Consider the following 21,730-nt stretch of genomic DNA (forward strand, 5'->3'; position numbering starts at 1 on the left):
CTTTGGCTGAAGAATCATCATAGCCTGTGCGCTGCCGAATGACGACGCCCATGTGTTTTCTTTGCCCGGTAAGCGTACGCCCCGGGCAAAGAGAATTAGCGGCGGGTACGAACAATCTGGTAGCGACGGGTGAAATACTCAAACGGCGCGCTCCAGACATGAACCAGACGGGTGAACGGGAAGAGCAGGAAAATAGTCATTCCCAGCACCAGATGAACGCGGAAAACAAACGCCACACCGCTCAGCATTTCCGAAGACCCGCCGCGGAAGGTGACTATACTTTGCGCCCAGCCCACCAACTTCATCATTTCGCTGCCATCCGGATATTGCGCCGAAAACGGAATGGTGCTCAGGCCAAGCAGGCACTGAATCAGCAAAATGCTCATGATGATAATATCAGGTGTAGTGGATGTCGCCCGCACACGCTGATTGGTCAGACGACGCCACAGTAATCCCGCGCCGCCGATCAACGTTAATACGCCGCACACGCCGCCGAGGATCATCGCCATCTGCTGTTTTACCGCAATCGGCAGGAACCAGGCATACATCCAGTGTGGCGTCAGCATCCCGAACAGATGGCCAAAAAAGATCCCCAGAATGCCAATATGGAACAAATTCGACCATATCACCATCCCGCGCTTATCCAGCATCTGGCTGGACGACGCGCGCCAAGTATATTGTCCGTAGTCATAGCGCAGCCAACTGCCGAGGAAGAATACCGTGGCGCAAATATAGGGGTAGATGTCGTAAAAAAAGACGTTCAGGTACTGTATCATTTCGGGCCTCCCGCGCTGACGTCGACGTACTGCGGCGGCGCGTCCTGGCTAAAGCGTCGTTGATAATGGTGTAACGGTGAACTGTCACAGGTCGTAGCGTTATCTTCGATAAACTTCACCTGTTCTTCTTCCCAGACGGCATCCAGTGCCTGACGGGTATCATCCCGCGATTCCTGAACAATCTGTTTGGTGACACTGTCACTTGTAAGCGTACTGCCCGCCAGCGTCAGCAGGGCGTCAAACAGTTGATACCACGGCGCTCCTCGCTGTTTCAGACGACCGCCCAGCAGCGCCAGAATAGGGGCAATATTCTGTAATCCCTCGCGCGCTTCCGCTTCCGGCAACACGCTTAAGTACTCCAGATAGAGCGGCAGGTGATCCGGCAGTTCGCGGCAGTTGAGCTGCAGGCCCACGGTTTCATACTGGCTTAACAAATCGACCATCGCCTGGCCGCGATCGCGGGACTCCGCATGAACATGCTCGAATAACAGCAATGAAGTGGCGCGCCCGCGGTCAAACACTTCACACCATTCTGCTTGTTTATCCAGTAACGGCGCATAAAGCAGCTCGCGAGTGAAGTCGGTCAGCATTGGCGCATCGTGTTGGATAAGGGCAAGCGCTTCATCCCGACATTCCCACAACTCGTCGTCCGGATACTCCATCAACAGGCCAATCGCTTTGAGGATTTGCATTATTCCCCCTCCGCTTTATCACGTACTTCAGTGATATTGATGGCATCAATACGGCTACTGTTGAACAGATTGAATTTGGTATCCGAGCCGTGACAACCGTCGCCAAAAGTAAAGCCGCAGCCGTTGCGCTCCGGAAAGGCGTCGCGCGCCATTTCCCGGTGGCTGGTGGGAATGACAAAACGATCTTCATAATTGGCAATCGCCAGGTAGCGATACATCTCTTCAACCTGTTGTACGCTCAGACCGACTTCCTCAATGGCGCGGGTATCCGTCACGCCTTCAACCGTCTGCGAGCGCATGTAGTGGCGCATCGCCATCATCCGCTTTAGCGCCCGAATGACCGGACCGGTATCGCCCGCGCTGAGCATATTGGCCAGGTATTGTACCGGAATACGCAGCGTCTCCACCGCCGGCAGAATATTGCCATTGTGTGGCAACCCGCCCGCGTCAGCGTATGACTGGATGGGCGACAGCGGCGGTACGTACCAGACCATCGGCAGGGTACGGTATTCCGGGTGCAGCGGAAGCGCAAGCTTCCAGTCCATCGCCATTTTGTACACCGGCGACCGTTGGGCGGCGTCGATGACGTTTTGCGGGATGCCCTGTTTAAGCGCCTCTTCGATGACCGCCGGATCGTGCGGATCGAGAAACACATCGCACTGACGTTCATACAAATCTGTCTCGTGTTCGGTACTGGCCGCTTCTTCAATCCTGTCGGCGTCGTAGAGCAGAACGCCAAGATAACGAATGCGCCCGACGCAGGTTTCCGAACAAACGGTCGGCTGGCCGGATTCAATACGCGGATAGCAAAATATGCACTTCTCAGACTTGCCGCTCTTCCAGTTAAAGTAGATTTTTTTGTACGGGCAGCCGCTGATACACAAACGCCAGCCCCGGCATTTATCCTGGTCGATTAGCACGATGCCGTCTTCTTCACGCTTATAAATAGCGCCACTTGGGCAGGTGGCGACACAACTGGGGTTCAGGCAGTGTTCGCACAGGCGCGGCAGGTACATCATGAAGGTGTTTTCGAACTGACCGTACATCTCCTTTTGTATGTTGTCGAAGTTACGGTCGCGGGCGCGTTTTTCAAACTCGCCGCCGAGCAGCTCTTCCCAGTTTGGCCCCCAGATCACCTTGTCCATCCGTTTTCCGTCAATCAGTGAACGAGGGCGGGCAGTGGGCTGATGCTTACTCTCTGGCGCATTATGTAAATGCTGATAATCGAAGGTAAAGGGTTCATAGTAATCATCGATTTGCGGAATCACCGGGTTGGCGAAAATTTTGCTAATTACCCCCATTTTGCCGCCCAGACGGGGCCTTATCTTGCCATTAACATCACGAACCCAACCGCCTTGCCACTCCTGCTGGTCTTCCCAGTTTTTGGGATAGCCGATACCCGGTTTAGTTTCGACGTTATTGAACCATGCGTATTCCATCCCTTCACGTCCGGTCCAGACGTTTTTACAGGTGACGGAGCAGGTGTGACAGCCAATACATTTATCGAGATTCAGTACCATCCCAACCTGTGAGCGTATTTTCATTTTTTCGCCTCCTGTACCTGATCCCGGCCCTCATCATCCAGCCAGTTAATGTTTTTCATCTTCCTGATCATGATGAATTCATCGCGATTCGAACCCACGGTTCCGTAATAGTTGAAGCCGTAAGCCAGTTGCGCATAGCCGCCGATCATATGCGTCGGTTTTGGACAGACCCGGGTCACGGAGTTATGGATCCCGCCGCGCATCCCGGTCACTTCCGAACCCGGAATGTTCATAATCCGCTCCTGGGCGTGGTACATCATGGTCATACCCGGCGGAACGCGCTGGCTGACCACCGCACGAGCGGTAAGAGCGCCATTAGCGTTGAAGGCTTCAATCCAGTCGTTATCTTCAATACCCAATTCACGGGCATCGGCTTCGCTGATCCAGACAATCGGCCCGCCGCGCGACAAGGTCAGCATCAGCAGGTTTTCGCTGTAGGTGGAGTGAATTCCCCATTTCTGGTGCGGTGTCAGGAAGTTAAGCGCTTTTTCCGGGAAACCGTTGGGCGGAATTTCTCGCATTTCGCTGACGCTGCGGGTATCAATCGGCGGACGATATGCCACCAGGCTTTCGCCAAAAGCGCGCATCCACGCATGATCCTGATAGAGTTGTTGCCGCCCCGACAACGTGCGCCACGGGATCAGTTCATGTACGTTGGTATATCCGGCGTTATAAGAGACATGCTCGCTTTCCAGTCCTGACCAGGTCGGGCTGGAGATAATTTTGCGTGGTTGCGCCTGGATATCACGAAAGCGAATTTTCTCATCTTCTTTATTGATGGCCAGATGGGTGTGCTCGCGCCCGGTCATCTCGCCCAGCGCCTGCCAGGCTTTCACCGCCACCTGGCCGTTAGTTTCCGGCGCTAAGGCAAGAATCACTTCCGAAGCATCCAGCGCGGTGTCGATCCGCGGACGTCCTTTCGCCGGACCATCGTGTTTGGTGTAATTGAGCTTACCGAGGAAATCGACTTCATCTTGCGTATTCCAGGCAATCCCCTTACCGCCGTTGCCTAATTTATCCAGCAGGGGACCCAGCGAGGTAAAACGTTCATAGGTGGCCGGATAATCGCGTTCAACCACGACGATATTGGGGGCGGTTTTTCCCGGAATAAGTTCGCACTCGCCTTTACGCCAGTCGAGAATATCAAATGGCTGCGCCAGTTCCGCCGGGGAATCATGCTGGAGCGGGTGTAACACCACATCGGTTTCCTGTCCGAGGTGTCCGACACACACCTCAGAAAAGACGCTGGCGATACCTTTGTAGATTTCCCAGTCGCTTTTGGATTCCCAGGCAGGATCGACCGCGGCGGAAAGGGGGTGGATAAACGGATGCATATCCGAGGTATTCATATCGTCTTTTTCATACCAGGTGGCGGTCGGCAAAACGATATCGGAAAACAGACAGGTACTGGACATACGGAAATCAAGCGTGACTAACAGATCGAGCTTGCCCTCAATCGCGGCGGACTGCCATTCCACCTCTTCAGGCTTAATTCCTTCGCAGGAACCCAGCGCTTCGCCCTGGATACCGCTGTCGGTGCCCAGCAGATATTTGAGCATGTACTCATGACCTTTCCCGGAGGAGCCGAGCAGGTTAGAGCGCCAGACAAATAAATTTCGCGGGTGATTATGACCACTGTCAGGCTGTTCGCAGGCAAAACGGATAGCGCCTGATTTCAACGCCTGCACGGTATAATCCGCCGCAGACAGCCCGGCTTTATCGGCGCTCGCTTTCACGCTGAGCGGGTTAAGATTAAGCTGCGGCGCCGAGGGTAGCCAGCCCATACGTTCCGCGCGCACGTTGAAATCGATCAGGTGTCCGGAAAATTTAGCCGGATCGGCCAACGGCGACAGCAACTCTTGCGCAGTCAGTTTTTCATAGCGCCACTGGCTGGCATGGTTGTAGAAAAACGAGGTACTGTTCATCTGACGCGGCGGGCGATTCCAGTCCAGCGCGAAGGCCAGCGGCAGCCAGCCGGTTTGCGGCCGCAGCTTCTCCTGGCCGACATAGTGCGCCCAGCCGCCGCCGGTTTGTCCAACACAGCCACAGAACACCAGCATGTTAATCATCCCACGGTAATTCATATCCATGTGATACCAGTGATTCACTCCCGCGCCGAGGATGATCATCGAACGACCATGAGTTTTATGGGCGGTCTCGGCAAATTCACGCGCAATAGTTTCGATATGTCGACGCGGCACGCCGGTAATCTGTTCGCCCCAGGCCGGCGTGTAGGCTTTTACGTCGTTATAATTATTGGCGCTATGGCAGTCATCCAGACCACGATCCAGCCCATAATTAGCCAGCACCAGATCGTAAACGCTGACGACCATCCGCTCGCTACCGTCCGCCAGAGCCAGACGTTTCACCGGTAACTTACGTACCAGCACCGGTTCCTGCCGCACGCTGCGAAAATGTGGGTTTTCGTTACCGCCAAAATAGGGGAAGGCGACACCCGCCACATCATCATGCTGACCGAGTAAAGAGAGCGACAGTTCAGTTTCGACGCCCGCCGCCACCGCTTCCAGGTTCCATTTTCCCTTTTCTCCCCAGCGAAAACCGATAGAACCATTGGGCGCGACCAGTTCGCCCGTACTGTTGAGCGCGACGGTTTTCCATTCCGGATTATTGGCTTCTCCCAGTCCATCCACCAGATCCGACGCGCGCATCATACGCCCCGGTACATAACTGCCGTCTGCGTGCTCATCCAACAGGACCAGCATCGGCATGTCGGTATAACGGCGGCAATAGTTAAGGAAATAGTCGCTGGGATTATCGAGATGAAACTCTTTCAAAATGACGTGACCCATGGCCATCGCCAGCGCACTGTCTGTACCTTGCTTTGGCGCCAGCCACTGATCGCACAGTTTAGCGACTTCGGAATAGTCCGGGGTGATGGCGATTGTCTTGGTGCCTTTGTAGCGCACTTCGGTAAAGAAGTGGGCGTCCGGGGTACGCGTCTGCGGCACGTTAGAGCCCCAGGCAATAATGTAGGCTGAGTTATACCAGTCGGCGGACTCCGGCACGTCAGTCTGCTCGCCCCAGGTCATTGGAGACGCGGGCGGAAGATCGCAATACCAGTCATAGAAGCTCAGACAAGTACCGCCAAGCAATGACAGATAACGTGTTCCGGCGGCGTAAGAAACCATCGACATTGCTGGAATAGGTGAAAACCCCGCCACACGATCCGGGCCATAGGTTTTGATTGTCCAGACGTTAGCGGCGGCAATGAGCTGATTCAGCTCTTTCCAGTTCGAACGAATAAAGCCGCCATGTCCGCGCACCTGTTTGTAACTTTGGCATTTTTGCGGGTCGTTCATTATAGATTCCCATGCCAGCACCGGATCGCTGTGCCGGGAAAGAGCCTCGCGCCACAGTTCTATCAGCCGCTTACGCACCAGAGGGTATTTCAGACGATTGGCGCTATAGAGATACCAGGAGTAGCTGGCGCCGCGCGGGCAGCCGCGCGGTTCATGGTTCGGTAAATCGGGACGCGTGCGCGGGTAGTCGGTTTGCTGGGTTTCCCACGTCACCAGACCGTTTTTGACATAAATTTTCCAGCTACAGGAGCCCGTGCAGTTGACGCCGTGGGTTGAACGCACGATCTTATCAAACTGCCAGCGCTGGCGATAACTGTCTTCCCAGTCGCGGTTGGTATACATCACCTGACCATGGCCGTCGGCAAAGGTATCGCCTTTTTGTTTAAAGTAACGAAAGCGATCCAACAGTTTACTCATGACATTTCTCCTGCTTCGATAAATTTTCCGCCATCCTGTCGATTTGGCGTTAAACCATTGCCGGATGGCCGTCCTACAGGTATGTATGTTGTTATTGTTGTTTAGGCTTACGACGCCCGTAGACCAGCCAGGTCAGCAGGACGCAAGCGATGTAAAACAGCAAAAAGATTTTCATGGCGCCCACCGGCGAGCCGGTCAATGCCAAAGAGGTGCCAAACGCTTTTGGAATAAAGAAGCCGCCCACAGCGCCAATAGCGGAGATAAACCCGAGCGCGGCGGCGGTATCCGTCACCGCTTCGCGCTGCGCCTGCTCATCGCTCCCGCCGCGCAGTTTGACGTTGTAGAGCGTGATCTGACGAAAGATCACCGCAATCATCTGGAAGGTAGAACCGCTGCCGAGACCCGCTGTCAAAAACAGGCCCATAAAAACAAGATAGAACGCGCTAAAGCTGCCTGCGCCGGAGCCTGGCAGCGTGAGGAATAGCAGGGCGGTAAACAGCGCCATAAAGATAAAATTAATGAGCGTTACGCGAACGCCGCCGAATTTATCGGAGATCACGCCGCCTGCCGATCGCGCCAGCGCGCCGATAAAGGGGCCAAAGAACGCCAGTTGCAGAATGTTTACGTCGGGAAATTGCGTTTTGGCGAGCATGGCGAAACCTGCGGAAAAGCCGATGAATGACCCGAATGTCGCCAGGTACAGCAGGCTAAGCAGCCACAGGTGCAGACGTTTTAGCACCGGCAATTGCGAGGCGATAGACGCTTTTGAACTGCCGATATCGTTCATACCAAACCAGGCGGCAAGCGTCGCGACAGCCAGTAACGGCACCCAGATCCAGGCGGCGTTAGTGAGGGCGAGCAGGGAGCCATCAGGTTGCGGCACGCCCCGGACGCCTAAAAAAGTAAATATCGGCAGAAAAATAACCAGCGGCGCAATCAACTGCATCACACTGACGCCAAGATTTCCCAGTCCGCCGTTAATACCCAACGCGCTACCTTGTCTGGCCTTTGGAAAGAAAAAACTGATGTTGCCCATACTGGACGCGAAGTTTGCCCCCGCAAAACCGCACAACAGAGCGATGAGCATAAATACCCCGAAAGGGGTGGCGGGATTTTGCACGGCGAATCCCAGCCAGGCGCAGGGAATAATCAATATTACGGTACTTAATACGGTCCATTTACGGCCACCAAACAGTGGTACCATAAAGGAGTAGGGAACGCGTAATATTGCACCGGAAAGAGAAGGTAATGCGGTTAATAAAAAGAGTTGGTCGGTGGTAAAATTAAATCCAATTTTATTGAGGTTGACGGCAACAGCGCTAAACAACATCCAGACGCAAAATGCCAGAAGCAAACAACTTACTGAAATCCATAAGTTTCTTCTGGCGATGCCTTTCCCTTTATTCTCCCAGAAGGCTGGATTTTCGGGTCGCCAGTCACTCAAGAGATAACGGTTATAATTCTCGTTTTGTCGTGTCATTTTACCCCTCACATGCGCATATCATTTGAAAAAAACATAAAAAAGAGACAGGGCGTCACGCGCTCTTTTGAGAACTTATTGAAGTTTTTTTAGAATATTGAGTGAAAGAATAGATAAAAAACCAGGCCAGCGCGGCGCGAAGAGGAGATATGATGCTTCTTAATTGTTACTATTTGTAAACTAAAAGTGATTTTTATTAAATTATTTGTAACTTTACGCAAAGAGTTCAAGCGTAATCATCCGATCCAGATGGTATTTAAACGCGGGATCGGCCATTTCCGGAATACCCAGCACATACATACCGTCCAGCCCGCACACCAGTGCGATAAGCCGCCAGGCGATATCCGTGGCGTTAGCAGTAAACGTAAATTCTCCAGCTTGTTTGCCCTGCTCGATAATTGTGACCGTTTCCTCATGCCACATCTGCATCGTGAGGAGATAAGCATCTCTGATGTGCGGATCCCGGTCAGCCAGAATTTGCGCCTCTCGCCACAATTTTATGTAAGGCTCGAAGCCGCCGTCTTCGCTACCCAACATAGCGTGAAGCCGTGCACGCCAGGTGGCGGGCGGCGGAACTTGCCCGGCATCAAGCAGGGTACGGATCAAATGGACAAAGGCCAGCGCTTTGAGCTCGCCCGCTGAGCTAAAGTGGTGATGCACCTGTCCGGCGGCGACATCGGCTTCTGATGCGATACGTCGCACCGTCATGGCGGCAAACCCCTCTGCCAGCGCCACGCGCATCGCCGCTTGCAGGATCACTTCGCGGCGTTCATCCCGGTTAAGGTAACTCATATTTTCCCCACATTAGCCAATGCGCGCAGTGTAACAAAAAGCTGGACATTCGTTCAACTTACCGTAGGATCCTGAAACTGGACAAGTGTCCAAATTTGAGTTTTTGAAGGGAGATTTATGTTTCGTCAGTGGTTAACGTTAGTCATTATTGTGCTGGTCTATATTCCTGTCGCCATTGATGCCACGGTCTTGCATGTCGCCGCCCCAACACTGAGTATGACACTGGGGGCCAGCGGCAACGAGCTGCTGTGGATCATTGATATTTATTCTTTGGTTATGGCTGGCATGGTGTTGCCGATGGGCGCGCTTGGCGATCGTATCGGTTTTAAACGCCTGCTGATGCTGGGCGGGACGCTCTTTGGCCTGGCGTCACTGGCGGCAGCGTTTTCGCATACCGCCAGTTGGCTTATTGCCACCAGGGTATTACTGGCTATTGGCGCGGCGATGATTGTACCGGCGACGCTGGCCGGGATACGCGCCACCTTTTGTGAAGAGAAGCATCGCAACATGGCGCTGGGCGTCTGGGCAGCGGTAGGTTCGGGCGGAGCGGCGTTTGGGCCGCTCATCGGCGGCATCTTATTAGAGCATTTTTACTGGGGATCGGTTTTCCTGATCAACGTGCCGATTGTGCTGGTCGTCATGGGCTTAACCGCCCGCTATGTTCCTCGCCAGGCGGGCCGTCGCGATCAACCGCTCAATCTTGGCCATGCGGTGATGCTGATTATTGCCATTTTGCTGTTGGTCTATAGCGCTAAAACCGCGCTGAAAGGGCATCTGTCGCTGTGGGTCATCTCGTTTACCCTGCTTACCGGCGCGCTGCTCCTGGGACTCTTTATCCGCACACAGCTTGCGACATCGCGTCCGATGATTGATATGCGACTATTTACCCATCGCATTATCCTGAGCGGCGTCGTGATGGCGATGACCGCGATGATCACTCTGGTGGGTTTTGAGCTGCTGATGGCGCAAGAGCTGCAGTTTGTTCACGGGCTATCGCCTTATGAGGCCGGGGTATTTATGCTGCCGGTGATGGTCGCCAGTGGATTCAGCGGGCCGATTGCGGGCGTGCTGGTCTCGCGTCTGGGACTACGGCTGGTCGCGACGGGCGGCATGGCGTTAAGCGCGCTGAGTTTTTATGGCCTGGCGATGACGGATTTCAGCACCCAACAATGGCAGGCCTGGGGGCTGATGGCGCTGCTGGGATTTAGCGCCGCCAGCGCATTGCTGGCTTCCACGTCGGCAATTATGGCCGCTGCGCCGGCAGAAAAAGCGGCGGCGGCCGGCGCGATAGAAACGATGGCTTATGAACTGGGCGCGGGACTGGGCATTGCCATTTTCGGTCTATTGTTAAGCCGTAGCTTCTCCGCGTCTATCCGTCTGCCTGCCGGGCTTGAGGCGCAAGAGATTGCCAGAGCGTCATCTTCAATGGGAGAAGCCGTGCAGTTGGCGAATAGCCTACCGCCCACGCAGGGGCAGGCAATACTGGACGCCGCCAGACAGGCCTTTATCTGGTCGCATAGCGTGGCGTTAAGCAGCGCCGGAAGTATGCTTCTTTTGCTGGCGGTAGGGATGTGGTTCAGCCTGGCAAAAGCCCAACGCCGATAACATAACGCCTGGTGAGATAAGCGCTTAATGCGCTAGCTGGCAGGGGGAGTCCATTTCCTCAACCTCTTTACCGCTGAGGCGTGCGTATTGCCCCGTCAGTCGCCAGAAGGCAGGCTGGGTTTCGGTATAAATTTCCGCAGCCAGAATCAGCCGACGGCGATCAACTTCGTTCAGTTCCAGTAAGGTCCAGGGAATAAAATAGCGATCGGTATCGGTAAGCCGAAACCACAGCGGACACCCGCAGCCGGAACAGAAGTAGCGTTCGCCGCGCGAAGAGGATGAAAAGTATGGCGGTTCCGGGGAAAGGGGGGCTAGCTGTGGTTGCCCGCAGGCTTCCAGATACATGGCTATTCCACCCGACCATTTTTGACACAGCGTACAATGGCAGGCATAGACATCCAGCATTTCGACGTCAACGGTAAAATGGCTCTGTCCGCAAAGACAACGACCAGTGAACGTCTGCACGGCATACTCCTTATGACCGAGTCTACATCAAGAGAAAAAGCCAGTCCTGAAAGGACTGGCTTTGTATTCAGACTACAACAAAATTAGAACTGGTAGTTCAGACCAACAGCAACGATGTTGTCGGTAGACACTTTAGCCGCTTTGGTGAAGTCGCTGTCGTCCAGCAGGTTGATTTTGTAATCAACGAAGGTGGACATGTTTTTGTTGAAGTAGTAGGTTGCGCCAACATCGATGTACTCAACCAGATCCTGGTCGCCGTAAGTACCCAGGTTTTTACCTTTGGATTTCAGGTAAGCGATGGACGGACGCAGACCGAAGTCGAACTGATACTGAGCAACCGCTTCGAAGTTCTGGGTTTTATTCGCGATAAACGCATCACCCGCTGCATCTTCACCGAAGGTGGTCATGTTCAGCGTTTCGGAGTAGGTGGTCGCCAGGTAGATGTTGTTCGCATCATATTTCAGACCAGCAGCCCAGACTTCAGCGTTTTTACCCGCAGCATTCAGGTTGCTCGCTGCTTTCACCTGGTTGTTAGTACGGTCAGACTTCGCATAGGCCGCACCTACGCCAAAACCTTCGTACTCATACGTTGCGGACAGACCGAAACCGTCGCCGTTAGACTCGTACGCGCCGTCACGGTCATTTTTGCCCTGGTACTGCGCGGCAAAGTTCAGACCTTCAACCAAGCCAAAGAAGTCAGTGTTACGGTAGGTGGCAACACCAGTAGTACGGCCAGTCATGAAGACGTCAGTCTGAGTCCAGGTATCGCCACCAAACTCTGGCAGAACGTCGGTCCATGCGCCGATGTCGTAAGCAACGCCGTAGTTACGACCGTAGTCGAAAGAACCGTAGTCAGCGAATTTCAGACCAGCAAACGCCAGACGGGTTTTGTCTTTGTCAGCGCCCTGGCTTTCAGTACGGTTGCCTTTGAATTCATATTCCCACTGGCCAAAACCGGTTAACTGATCGTTGATCTGCGTTTCGCCTTTAAAGCCCAGACGCGCGTAAGTTTTGTCACCATCACTTCCGTTATCATCAGAGAAATAATGCTGAGCGTGAACTTTACCGTACAGATCCAGTTTATTGCCGTCTTTGTTATATACCTCGGCTGCATTTACAACGCCTGCTGCCAACAGGGAAGTCACTGCCACTGCCACTAACTTAAGTTTCATTTTAATAATCCTTATAATTTTCTTAGCGTGTTTCCTCAACCATTGTTAAACGAGGCGTTTGTCAATGGCAGACTATTTTTAAATGACGGAGTGGCATAAGTTCAATAATAAGTTTCATAAGATTACAAATTATTTTAATTTGTGTGATCGAGATCTCCTTAATACATTTGAGAGTATTAATTTAAATAGGGACTGTCTAATAAGATATATTTTCGGAGGGGACTATTGGGCTGTTTATGGTTTTATTTTTGGTAGTAACGGCTGATTATTATATGCACTAATACAGTTGCCAGCTAGCGTTAATTATATATTTGTTAATAAAATTATATCATCACATTAACATATTTAACGATTTTATAAAATCCGTATTTTTTACCAGCGCATCCTGGTATGGCGCAGGGGGAGCACGTGAAAATGAAAAATCGTCAAATACACACAGGCGATAGATAAAAGCGTAGTTGTGTTATGAAGAGTGTCAAGGTGCAGCGGGTCGATTTAATATCAACATCGGCCCGCCCGTCGCTATTAGCGCCGCCGCGTTGCCAGCCAACAAAGTAGCGAACCTACGCAAACCATGACTGCGCCTTGCCAGAAGGAGAATGACAGTGGTGAGCTGAGTAACAGCGCGGCCAGAGCAGAGGACATGACGGGGGTAAAATAGGACCCTACGGCCATGATAGTCACATTGCCATGAAGTATGCCCACATTCCATGCGGCGTAGGCAAACCCTAACGTTAATGCCGCGGTAAAAAGTTTAGCAATCACCGGTAGGCTAAATATCATGGCAGGTTGCGGAGTAAGAAAATAGTGGAACCACAGCGCCACGGCGGTGAGTAACACAAAGACGGTGATACCGTTAAAACCACGCGCATATTTATTGGTGACCGTGCAGTATGTCGCCCATATAAACGCCCCAAGAAATGCCAGTAAATAGCTTAGCGGACTGGTGACGACATTGCTGATAATTTCTCCTGGATTAAGACCATTCTCGCCCCCCAGAACCCAGCAAACGCCAGTAAGTGCAATAAGCAATCCAGGAACAATAAGCCAGTTAGTTTTTTGCCCATTAAAAAGAATGGCAAACAGAATAGTCAGGCTGGGCCATAAATAGTTAACCATGCCGACTTCGATAGCCTGATGGCGAGTGGCGGCATAACCGAGAGAAAGCGCCAGGCATATTTCATAACTGACAAACAGTACGCTGCCTGCGATGAGGTATCGCCCCGGGAAACGACGGATATCAGGTAATCCGACGGTAAAAATCAGCAGCAGGCCGCTTAATGAATAGATCATGGCTGCGCCGCCTACCGGTCCGAGACCTTCGCTGACGCCGCGAATTAACCCAACCATCGTGCTCCACAGAACGATGGCAACAAGCCCTATTAGCGTTGCTTTTTGTGATGTCATGCTTTGTGACTGTCCTGAATACCGCGCAAAGTAAACTGCCACTTATAGCACTTTTTCCGAGGGCGATGCCATGCAGTGTCATTTTTTAGTACCTCCCTGGAGTTATTGCAGTTTAAAAATAGGGCTATTTAATAGCGGAACCGTTTCAATATTGATTTGACGCAAAAAAGTTATCGATTTTGCTGTTAGTTTCCTCGCGAAGTTATACACGCATCCAGGACTGAGGTTTTGCTGCAGTTCGAAGGAGGCGTGCATCCGTGGAAAAAAGAGGAAAGCAATGGACGTCAGCCGCAGACAATTTTTTAAAATCTGCGCGGGCGGTATGGCGGGAACAACGGTGGCCGCACTGGGTTTTACACCTAAAATGGCCCTGGCTCAGGCGCGAAACTATAAGCTGTTGCGCGCAAAAGAGATCCGTAACTCCTGCACATACTGTTCCGTAGGTTGCGGGCTATTAATGTATAGCCTGGGAGATGGGGCAAAAAACGCGAAAGAAGCGATTTACCATATTGAAGGCGACCCGGATCATCCGGTAAGCCGTGGCGCGCTGTGCCCGAAAGGGGCCGGTTTGCTGGATTATGTTCACAGTGAAGATCGCCTACGCTATCCGGAATACCGCGCGCCGGGTTCCGACAAGTGGCAGCGCATTAGCTGGGATGACGCTTTCACTCGTATTGCTAAATTAATGAAAGCCGACCGTGACGCCAACTTTATTGAAAAGAATGAGCAGGGCGTCACGGTTAACCGCTGGCTCTCTACCGGGATGCTGTGCGCCTCGGCGGCCAGCAATGAAACGGGTATGCTGACGCAGAAGTTTGCCCGTTCTCTCGGTATGCTGGCGGTAGATAACCAGGCGCGCGTCTGACACGGACCAACGGTAGCAAGTCTTGCTCCAACATTTGGTCGCGGTGCGATGACCAACCACTGGGTGGATATTAAAAACGCCAACGTCGTTATGGTGATGGGCGGCAATGCCGCAGAAGCGCATCCGGTGGGTTTCCGCTGGGCGATGGAAGCGAAAAACAATAACGATGCGACGCTGATTGTCGTTGATCCACGCTTTACGCGTACGGCGTCGGTGGCGGATATCTATGCGCCAATACGTTCCGGTACAGACATTACCTTTCTGTCCGGCGTGTTGCTGTACCTGATCGAAAATAACAAAATCAACGCTGAGTACGTTAAGCATTACACCAACGCCAGCCTGCTGGTGCGGGATGATTTTGCCTTTGATGACGGTCTTTTCAGCGGCTATGACGCCCAAAAGCGTCAGTACGATAAATCCTCCTGGAACTACCAGTTCGATGAAAACGGCTATGCCAAACGTGATGAAACGTTGACGCACCCACGCTGTGTGTGGAATCTGCTGAAGCAGCACGTTTCGCGCTATACGCCGGACGTTGTGGAAAACATTTGCGGTACGCCGAAAGCGGACTTCCTGAAGGTGTGTGAGGTGTTGGCCTCTACCAGCGCTCCGGATCGCACTACGACCTTCCTGTATGCGCTGGGCTGGACGCAACATACCGTCGGGGCGCAGAACATCCGTACCATGGCGATGATCCAGTTGCTGCTCGGCAATATGGGGATGGCTGGCGGCGGTGTGAACGCCTTGCGCGGCCACTCTAATATTCAGGGCTTAACGGATTTAGGACTGCTCTCCACCAGCCTGCCGGGTTACCTGACGCTACCGTCAGAAAAACAGGCCGATCTGCAAACTTATCTGGCCGCGAATACCCCCAAAGCGACGCTGGCCGATCAGGTCAACTACTGGGGTAATTATCCTAAGTTCTTCGTCAGCCTGATGAAATCTTTCTATGGCGATGCGGCGCAGAAAGAGAATGACTGGGGTTTTGCCTGGCTGCCTAAGTGGGATCAGTCCTATGACGTGATCAAATATTTCAACATGATGGATAGCGGGAAAGTCACCGGCTATTTCTGTCAGGGCTTTAACCCGGTGGCGTCCTTCCCGGACAAAAACAAAGTGGTGCAAAGCTTAAGCAAATTGAAGTATCTGGTCGTTATCGATCCGCTGGTGACTGAAACGTCAACATTCTGGCAGAACCACGGCGAATCTAACGATGTCGATCCGACAACGATTCAGACCGAAGTCTTCCGTCTGCCGTCTACCTGTTTTGCGGAAGAGGATGGCTCTATCGCTAACTCCGGTCGCTGGCTACAGTGGCACTGGAAGGGTCAGGACGCGCCGGGCGAAGCGCGTAACGACGGCGAGATTCTGGCCGGTATTTACCATCGTCTGCGTGAAATGTATCGCGCAGAAGGCGGTAAAGGCGCCGAACCACTATTGAAGATGAGCTGGAACTACAAGCAGCCGGATGAACCGCATTCGGAAGAAGTGGCGAAAGAGAACAACGGCTATGCGCTGGAAGATCTCTATGACGCCAACGGTACACTGCTTGCCAGGAAAGGCCAGTTGTTGAGCAGTTTTGCATTACTGCGCGATGACGGTACGACATCCTCCTCCTGCTGGATTTATACCGGTAGCTGGACGGAGCAGGGCAACCAGATGTCCAGACGTGATAACGCCGACCCGTCAGGGCTTGGCAATACACTGGGTTGGGCGTGGGCGTGGCCGCTAAACCGTCGCGTATTGTATAACCGCGCTTCGGCGGATCCGCAGGGTAAACCGTGGGATCCAAAACGGATGCTGATCCAGTGGAACGGCGCGAAGTGGACAGGGAACGATATTCCGGACTTTAACAACGCGGCGCCGGGGAGCGGGACCAATCCGTTTATCATGCAGCCGGAAGGGCTGGGACGTCTGTTTGCTATTGATAAGATGGCGGAAGGACCGTTCCCTGAGCACTACGAGCCGATGGAAACGCCGCTGGGCACTAACCCGCTGCACCCGAATGTGGTCTCGAACCCGGCGGCGCGTCTGTATGAAGAAGATGCGCTGCGTATGGGTAAGAAGGAGCAGTTTCCGTACGTGGGCACGACTTACCGCCTCACAGAGCATTTCCATACCTGGACCAAACATGCGCTACTTAACGCTATCGCTCAGCCGGAACAGTTTGTGGAGATCAGTGAGACGCTGGCGGCAGCGAAAGGTATTGCTAACGGCGACTATGTGAAGGTGAGCAGTAAACGCGGGTTTATTCGCGCGGTCGCGGTGGTAACTCGTCGTCTTCGCACCCTGCATGTCAACGGTCAGCAGGTTGAAACGGTGGGGATCCCGATTCACTGGGGCTTTGAGGGTGTCGCGCGCAAAGGCTATATCGCCAATACTCTGACGCCAAATGTCGGTGATGCCAACTCGCAAACGCCGGAATACAAAGCGTTTTTAGTTAACATCGAGAAGGCGTAAGGGAGGCGAACATATGTCTATGGAAACGCAGGACATTATTAAACGGTCCGCAACAAACGCCATCACGCCGCCTCCACAGGCGCGTGATTACAAAGCCGAAGTCGCGAAACTGATCGACGTCTCCTCCTGTGTCGGCTGTAAAGCCTGCCAGGTAGCCTGTTCTGAATGGAACGATATTCGCGATAACGTTGGCCATTGTGTCGGGGTGTACGATAACCCTGCCGATCTCAGCGCCAAGTCCTGGACGGTGATGCGCTTTACCGAAACCGAGCAGAACGGCAAGCTGGAGTGGCTGATTCGTAAAGATGGTTGTATGCACTGTGAAGATCCAGGCTGTCTTAAAGCCTGTCCATCTGCCGGGGCTATCATCCAGTACGCGAACGGGATTGTTGATTTTCAATCTGAACACTGTATCGGCTGTGGTTACTGTATCGCCGGGTGTCCGTTTAATATTCCGCGCCTCAACAAAGAGGACAACCGCGTTTATAAATGTACGCTCTGCGTCGATCGCGTCAGCGTGGGCCAGGAACCGGCCTGCGTCAAAACTTGTCCGACCGGGGCTATTCACTTCGGCACCAAAAAAGAGATGCTGGAACTGGGTGAGCAACGCGTGGAGAAGTTAAAAGCGCGTGGCTTTGAACATGCCGGTATCTACAACCCGCAGGGCGTCGGCGGTACGCACGTCATGTATGTGCTGCACCATGCCAATCAGCCGGAGTTGTACCACGGCTTGCCGAAAGATCCGCAGATCGATACCTCAATCAATCTGTGGAAAGGGGCGCTAAAACCGCTGGCCGCAGCGGGCTTTATCGCCACTTTCGCCGGTCTGATTTACCACTACATCGGTATTGGCCCGAATAAAGAAACGGACGACGATGAGGAGGATCATCATGAGTAAGTCGAAAATGATTGTGCGCACGAAATTTGTCGACCGCGCCTGTCACTGGACGGTGGTGATCTGCTTCTTCCTGGTAGCGCTGTCGGGGATTTCGTTTTTCTTCCCGACGCTACAATGGCTGACGCAAACCTTCGGCACGCCGCAGATGGGACGTATTTTGCACCCGTTCTTCGGTATTGCCATTTTCATCGCGCTGATGTTTATGTTCGTGCGTTTCGTCCACCACAACATCCCGGATAAAAAAGATATTCCGTGGCTGAAAAATATTGTCGAAGTATTGAAAGGCAATGAGCATAAGGTGGCGGATGTCGGCAAATACAATGCCGGACAGAAGATGATGTTCTGGTCCATTATGAGCATGATTTTTGTGCTGCTGGTGACTGGCGTGATTATCTGGCGTCCGTATTTCGCGCAGTATTTCCCCATGCAGGTGGTGCGTTATAGCCTGTTAATTCATGCGGCGGCGGGCATTATTTTAATGCACGCGATCCTCATCCATATGTATATGGCATTTTGGGTGAAAGGCTCGATTAAAGGCATGATCGAAGGGAAGGTCAGCCGTCGCTGGGCGAAGAAACATCATCCACGCTGGTATCGTGAAATCGAGAAGGCGGAAGCAAAAAAAGAGAGCGAAGAAGGTATTCAGTAATTCTTTCGCGATCTGATAAACAAGGCGCTATCCTGGTAGCGCCTTGTTTTCATCTGCTGTCTGTATACTCAGACGACCACAGCAAATCGTTTAACGACGGAAATCGATGACCATACGGCCACGAATTTGTCCCTGTTCCATCTCTTTAAAAATAACGTTGATATCTTCAAGCGGACGTAGAGCGACTTTTGGTACGACTTTTCCTTCCGCCGCGAACTGGAAAGCTTCGGTCAGATCCTGGCGTGTCCCCACCAACGAACCGACAACCTGAATGCCATCCAGCACCAGGCGAGGGATATCAAGGTTCATGGCTTCTGGCGGCAGTCCGACTGCCACCACGCGGCCTCCGGCGCGAACGGCATCTACTGCGGAATTAAACGCCGCCTTAGCGACCGCGGTAACCACCGCTGCGTGCGCGCCACCGGTTTTTTCCTGCACAATTTTAGCCGCATCTTCCGTGCGTGAATTAATGGTCAGATCTGCGCCCATTTCCTCGGCCAGTTTCAGTTGTCCATCATTGACATCAATGGCGATCACTTTCGCATTGAAGACGTTTTTCGCGTACTGCAAGGCCAGATTACCCAGACCGCCCAGACCGTAGATGGCAATCCACTGGCCAGGTTTAATATGAGAAATCTTCACCGCTTTATAGGTGGTAACGCCCGCACAGGTAATACTACTTGCCGCCGCAGAGTCCAGACCTTCCGGTACTTTCACCGCATAATCCGCGACGACAATACACTCTTCGGCCATGCCGCCATCTACCGTGTAACCGGCATTTTTCACGTTGCGGCATAAGGTTTCATTGCCCGTATTGCAATACTCACAGTGTCCGCATCCTTCATAAAACCACGCGACACTCGCGCGATCGCCGGGTTTCAGCGAGGTGACACCAGGACCGACTTCCGCCACGACGCCAATGCCTTCGTGTCCCAGAATGACGCCGGTTTTGTCACCGAAATCTCCGTTTTTCACGTGTAGATCGGTATGGCATACGCCGCAGCACTCCATTTTTAGCAAAGCCTCACCGTGGCGAAGGGGACGCAGCGTTTTCTCAGTAACATCAACCTGATGATCTTGTGTGACAACAGCAGCTTTCATAACCTTCTCCTTTTATTAATAGTGAACTGCATAGCAGGTAATAGCAGGTAAGGTGCTATTACCTCTTTAGGATTAATATTTCTGATGAGTTATGCAAGGCGGCAGAAATACAATGTAATAGTTTAGCCAGGATTATCCTGATAAATCCCCGTTCAATACATAAAGGTGGCTAATATTAGTAGCTTGACAAATAAGCAGGGAAAGGAATTCAGGTGTGTCGACAGACTCACCAAAACTAAAGAAGAAAGTGATATCCGGCGGCATTCACCGCCGGGTACGTATTAAATGGAAGTCCGACGGTAGTCGCGGTATTCCGGTTTCCAGAAGTTATCGTCAATCGCCTGTTGTAGCGCTTCCGCAGAGGTTTTCACCGCTACGCCTTGTTGCTGCGCCATTTTGCCTACGGCAAAAGCGATAGCGCGCGACACGACCTGGATGTCTTTAAGCGCTGGCAACACTAATCCTTCGCCGTTATTCACCAGCGGAGAATGTTTCGCCAGCGTCTCACTGGCTGACATCAGCATTTCATCAGTAATGCGCGATGCGCCGGAAGCGATAACCCCCAGACCGATGCCGGGGAAAATATAGGCGTTATTACATTGTGCGATCGGATAAACCTTATCTTTCCAGATGACCGGCGAGAATGGACTGCCGGTCGCCACCAGCGCGTTGCCTTCCGTCCAGGCGATAATGTCCTGTGGCGTGGCCTCCACGCGAGAGGTGGGATTAGAGAGCGGCATGACGATCGGGCGAGGGCAATGCTTATGCATCTCGCGGATGATCTCTTCAGTAAAGAGCCCGGTCTGGCCGGAAACCCCGATCAGAATATCCGGCTTCACGTTACGCACCACATCCAGCAGCGACAGCACGTCATTTTCGGTATCCCAGTGCTGGAGATTGTCGCATTTCTGCACCAGTTTTGCCTGGAACGGCAATAAATTAGGCATCCGGTCCGTCAACAGGCCGAAGCGATCGACCATAAAAACGTTCTGTCGAGCGGCATCTTCGCTTAAACCTTCACGCTGAGTCTGCGCGATGATCTGTTCAGCAATTCCACATCCGGCGGAACCCGCGCCGAGGAAAACGATTTTCTGCTCGCTAAGCTGACTGCCGGCAGCGCGGCTGGCGGCGATCAACGTACCGACGGTCACGGCTGCGGTGCCCTGAATATCATCGTTAAAGGAGCAAATCTCATCACGATAGCGCGTCAACAGCGGCATTGCGTTTTTCTGCGCGAAATCTTCGAACTGTAGCAGGATATCTGGCCAGCGCTGCTTAACGGCCTGAATAAACTCGTCGACAAACGCATAATACTCATCGTCGGTAATGCGCGGATGACGCCAGCCCATGTAAAGCGGATCGTTGAGTAACTGTTGATTGTTGGTGCCGACATCCAGCACAACGGGAAGGGTATAGGCCGGACTAATGCCGCCGCAGGCGGTGTATAATGACAGCTTACCGATAGGGATCCCCATCCCGCCGATGCCCTGATCGCCGAGCCCCAGAATCCGCTCGCCATCCGTCACCACAATAACTTTAATGTTGTGGTTAGGCACATTCTGCAAAATGTCGTCCATATTGTGACGGTTCGGATAAGAGATAAATACGCCGCGCGCCCGGCGATAAATCTCAGAGAAGCGCTCACAGGCCGCGCCCACGGTCGGGGTATAGATAACCGGCATCATCTCTTCAAGATGGTTTTGCACCAGTCGATAAAAGAGCGTTTCGTTGGTATCCTGGATGTTACGCAGGTAAATATGCTTATCGATTTCTGTTTTAAACCCCTGATACTGGAGCCAGGCGCGTTCGGCCTGTTCTTCAATCGACTCGACGACCTCCGGCAGCAGCCCTGACAAATTGAAGTTGCGGCGCTCTTCTACGCTAAAAGCGCTGCCTTTGTTTAACAGGGGGAATTCCAGCAATACAGGGCCAGCGTAAGGGATATAAAGGGAACGTGCTTTCTTGGTTGTAGTTTCCATGTTACTCACTCTTTTTCGAATAACTGTCCCTGGCACCGTCGTTTATCATCATATATTGCCTTCCACCAGGGAACCGACCCTGAGTATAAAGCATTGTGAGACGTTAAG

The 21,730-nt window shown here is 52.7% G+C and carries 15 protein-coding genes; 4 read left to right on the top strand and 11 right to left on the bottom strand.

Features of this window, described 5'->3' with window-relative positions; all coding sequences use genetic code 11:
- Positions 1-95: 95 nt before the first annotated feature.
- The 6 genes from narI to LDB27_RS10855 all read right to left on the bottom strand — a co-directional run bounded on the left by narI (position 96) and on the right by LDB27_RS10855 (position 9,021).
- Positions 96-776: a respiratory nitrate reductase subunit gamma gene (gene narI, locus LDB27_RS10830; RefSeq protein WP_000617106.1), complete on the bottom strand. Its 681-nt coding sequence runs from the start codon at positions 774-776 to the stop codon at positions 96-98.
- Positions 773-1,468, bottom strand: a complete 696-nt coding sequence (gene narW / locus LDB27_RS10835; RefSeq protein WP_023230786.1) for a nitrate reductase molybdenum cofactor assembly chaperone — start codon at positions 1,466-1,468, stop codon at positions 773-775. The genes narI and narW overlap by 4 nt, the downstream gene beginning before the upstream one ends.
- On the bottom strand, positions 1,468-3,012 hold the full coding sequence (narH, locus tag LDB27_RS10840; protein ID WP_000702592.1) for a nitrate reductase subunit beta: 1,545 nt from the start codon (positions 3,010-3,012) through the stop codon (positions 1,468-1,470). The genes narW and narH overlap by 1 nt, the downstream gene beginning before the upstream one ends.
- Complete coding sequence (locus LDB27_RS10845) at positions 3,009-6,749, bottom strand: nitrate reductase subunit alpha (RefSeq protein ID WP_225519947.1); 3,741 nt, start codon at positions 6,747-6,749, stop codon at positions 3,009-3,011. Before LDB27_RS10845 ends, narH begins: the two co-directional genes overlap by 4 nt.
- A 91-nt stretch (positions 6,750-6,840) precedes the next feature.
- Positions 6,841-8,229, bottom strand: a complete 1,389-nt coding sequence (locus tag LDB27_RS10850) for a NarK family nitrate/nitrite MFS transporter (protein ID WP_000198254.1) — start codon at positions 8,227-8,229, stop codon at positions 6,841-6,843.
- Positions 8,230-8,442: 213 nt separating this feature from the next.
- The gene (locus tag LDB27_RS10855) at positions 8,443-9,021 is read right to left on the bottom strand and encodes a TetR family transcriptional regulator (RefSeq protein WP_000121044.1); all 579 of its coding nucleotides are present in this window, start codon (positions 9,019-9,021) and stop codon (positions 8,443-8,445) included.
- Positions 9,022-9,138: 117 nt separating this feature from the next.
- On the opposite strand from LDB27_RS10855, the gene smvA reads away from it, so the two are divergent.
- Positions 9,139-10,626: a methyl viologen efflux MFS transporter SmvA gene (gene smvA / locus LDB27_RS10860; protein WP_000489732.1), complete on the top strand. Its 1,488-nt coding sequence runs from the start codon at positions 9,139-9,141 to the stop codon at positions 10,624-10,626.
- Between the two features lie 24 nt (positions 10,627-10,650).
- On the opposite strand, the gene LDB27_RS10865 is transcribed toward smvA, so the two are convergent.
- The 3 genes from LDB27_RS10865 to yddG form a co-directional block, all read right to left on the bottom strand.
- Positions 10,651-11,031 (bottom strand): GFA family protein, encoded by a 381-nt coding sequence (locus tag LDB27_RS10865; protein ID WP_014343841.1) that lies wholly within the window; start codon positions 11,029-11,031, stop codon positions 10,651-10,653.
- Between the two features lie 143 nt (positions 11,032-11,174).
- Positions 11,175-12,263, bottom strand: a complete 1,089-nt coding sequence (ompD, locus tag LDB27_RS10870; RefSeq protein ID WP_000769035.1) for a porin OmpD — start codon at positions 12,261-12,263, stop codon at positions 11,175-11,177.
- A 525-nt stretch (positions 12,264-12,788) separates the two neighbouring features.
- Positions 12,789-13,670 carry an aromatic amino acid efflux DMT transporter YddG gene (yddG, locus tag LDB27_RS10875; RefSeq protein WP_000203801.1) on the bottom strand — a complete coding sequence of 294 codons (882 nt, stop codon included), beginning with the start codon at positions 13,668-13,670 and terminating at the stop codon, positions 12,789-12,791.
- 277 nt (positions 13,671-13,947) lie between these two features.
- Here yddG and fdnG point away from each other — a divergent pair, with 277 nt between their 5' ends.
- From fdnG to fdnI, 3 genes are read left to right on the top strand one after another with little or no spacing between them, the layout of a single operon-like run.
- Positions 13,948-16,995 carry a formate dehydrogenase-N subunit alpha gene (gene fdnG / locus LDB27_RS10880; protein ID WP_001574320.1) on the top strand — a complete coding sequence of 1,016 codons (3,048 nt, stop codon included), beginning with the start codon at positions 13,948-13,950 and terminating at the stop codon, positions 16,993-16,995.
- Positions 16,996-17,008: 13 nt separating this feature from the next.
- Positions 17,009-17,893 carry a formate dehydrogenase subunit beta gene (gene fdxH / locus LDB27_RS10885; protein WP_000061599.1) on the top strand — a complete coding sequence of 295 codons (885 nt, stop codon included), beginning with the start codon at positions 17,009-17,011 and terminating at the stop codon, positions 17,891-17,893.
- Positions 17,886-18,542, top strand: a complete 657-nt coding sequence (gene fdnI / locus LDB27_RS10890) for a formate dehydrogenase-N subunit gamma (protein ID WP_000045657.1) — start codon at positions 17,886-17,888, stop codon at positions 18,540-18,542. The genes fdxH and fdnI overlap by 8 nt, the downstream gene beginning before the upstream one ends.
- 90 nt (positions 18,543-18,632) lie before the next feature.
- Here fdnI and adhP read toward each other — a convergent pair whose 3' ends face one another.
- On the bottom strand, positions 18,633-19,643 hold the full coding sequence (gene adhP, locus LDB27_RS10895; RefSeq protein ID WP_000642447.1) for an alcohol dehydrogenase AdhP: 1,011 nt from the start codon (positions 19,641-19,643) through the stop codon (positions 18,633-18,635).
- 281 nt (positions 19,644-19,924) lie between these two features.
- The gene (locus tag LDB27_RS10900; RefSeq protein WP_000450511.1) at positions 19,925-21,622 is read right to left on the bottom strand and encodes an NAD-dependent malic enzyme; all 1,698 of its coding nucleotides are present in this window, start codon (positions 21,620-21,622) and stop codon (positions 19,925-19,927) included.
- Positions 21,623-21,730: the final 108 nt, after the last annotated feature.

Origin of the sequence: Salmonella sp. JXY0409-18, assembly GCF_020268625.1 — a bacterium.
Classification (GTDB): Bacteria; Pseudomonadota; Gammaproteobacteria; order Enterobacterales; family Enterobacteriaceae; genus Salmonella; species Salmonella enterica.

Excerpts from the sequence above, each read along its gene's own strand:
- LDB27_RS10855 (WP_000121044.1), bottom strand. The coding sequence starts at position 9,021 with ATGAGTTACCTTAACCGGGATGAACGCCGCGAAGTGATCCTGCAAGCG.
- yddG (WP_000203801.1), bottom strand. The coding sequence starts at position 13,670 with ATGACATCACAAAAAGCAACGCTAATAGGGCTTGTTGCCATCGTTCTG.
- fdnI (WP_000045657.1), top strand. The coding sequence starts at position 17,886 with ATGAGTAAGTCGAAAATGATTGTGCGCACGAAATTTGTCGACCGCGCC.
- narW (WP_023230786.1), bottom strand. The coding sequence starts at position 1,468 with ATGCAAATCCTCAAAGCGATTGGCCTGTTGATGGAGTATCCGGACGAC.
- smvA (WP_000489732.1), top strand. The coding sequence starts at position 9,139 with ATGTTTCGTCAGTGGTTAACGTTAGTCATTATTGTGCTGGTCTATATT.
- ompD (WP_000769035.1), bottom strand. The coding sequence starts at position 12,263 with ATGAAACTTAAGTTAGTGGCAGTGGCAGTGACTTCCCTGTTGGCAGCA.
- fdxH (WP_000061599.1), top strand. The coding sequence starts at position 17,009 with ATGTCTATGGAAACGCAGGACATTATTAAACGGTCCGCAACAAACGCC.
- narH (WP_000702592.1), bottom strand. The coding sequence starts at position 3,012 with ATGAAAATACGCTCACAGGTTGGGATGGTACTGAATCTCGATAAATGT.
- LDB27_RS10865 (WP_014343841.1), bottom strand. The coding sequence starts at position 11,031 with ATGCTGGATGTCTATGCCTGCCATTGTACGCTGTGTCAAAAATGGTCG.
- adhP (WP_000642447.1), bottom strand. The coding sequence starts at position 19,643 with ATGAAAGCTGCTGTTGTCACACAAGATCATCAGGTTGATGTTACTGAG.
- narI (WP_000617106.1), bottom strand. The coding sequence starts at position 776 with ATGATACAGTACCTGAACGTCTTTTTTTACGACATCTACCCCTATATT.
- LDB27_RS10850 (WP_000198254.1), bottom strand. The coding sequence starts at position 8,229 with ATGACACGACAAAACGAGAATTATAACCGTTATCTCTTGAGTGACTGG.
- LDB27_RS10845 (WP_225519947.1), bottom strand. The coding sequence starts at position 6,749 with ATGAGTAAACTGTTGGATCGCTTTCGTTACTTTAAACAAAAAGGCGAT.
- LDB27_RS10900 (WP_000450511.1), bottom strand. The coding sequence starts at position 21,622 with ATGGAAACTACAACCAAGAAAGCACGTTCCCTTTATATCCCTTACGCT.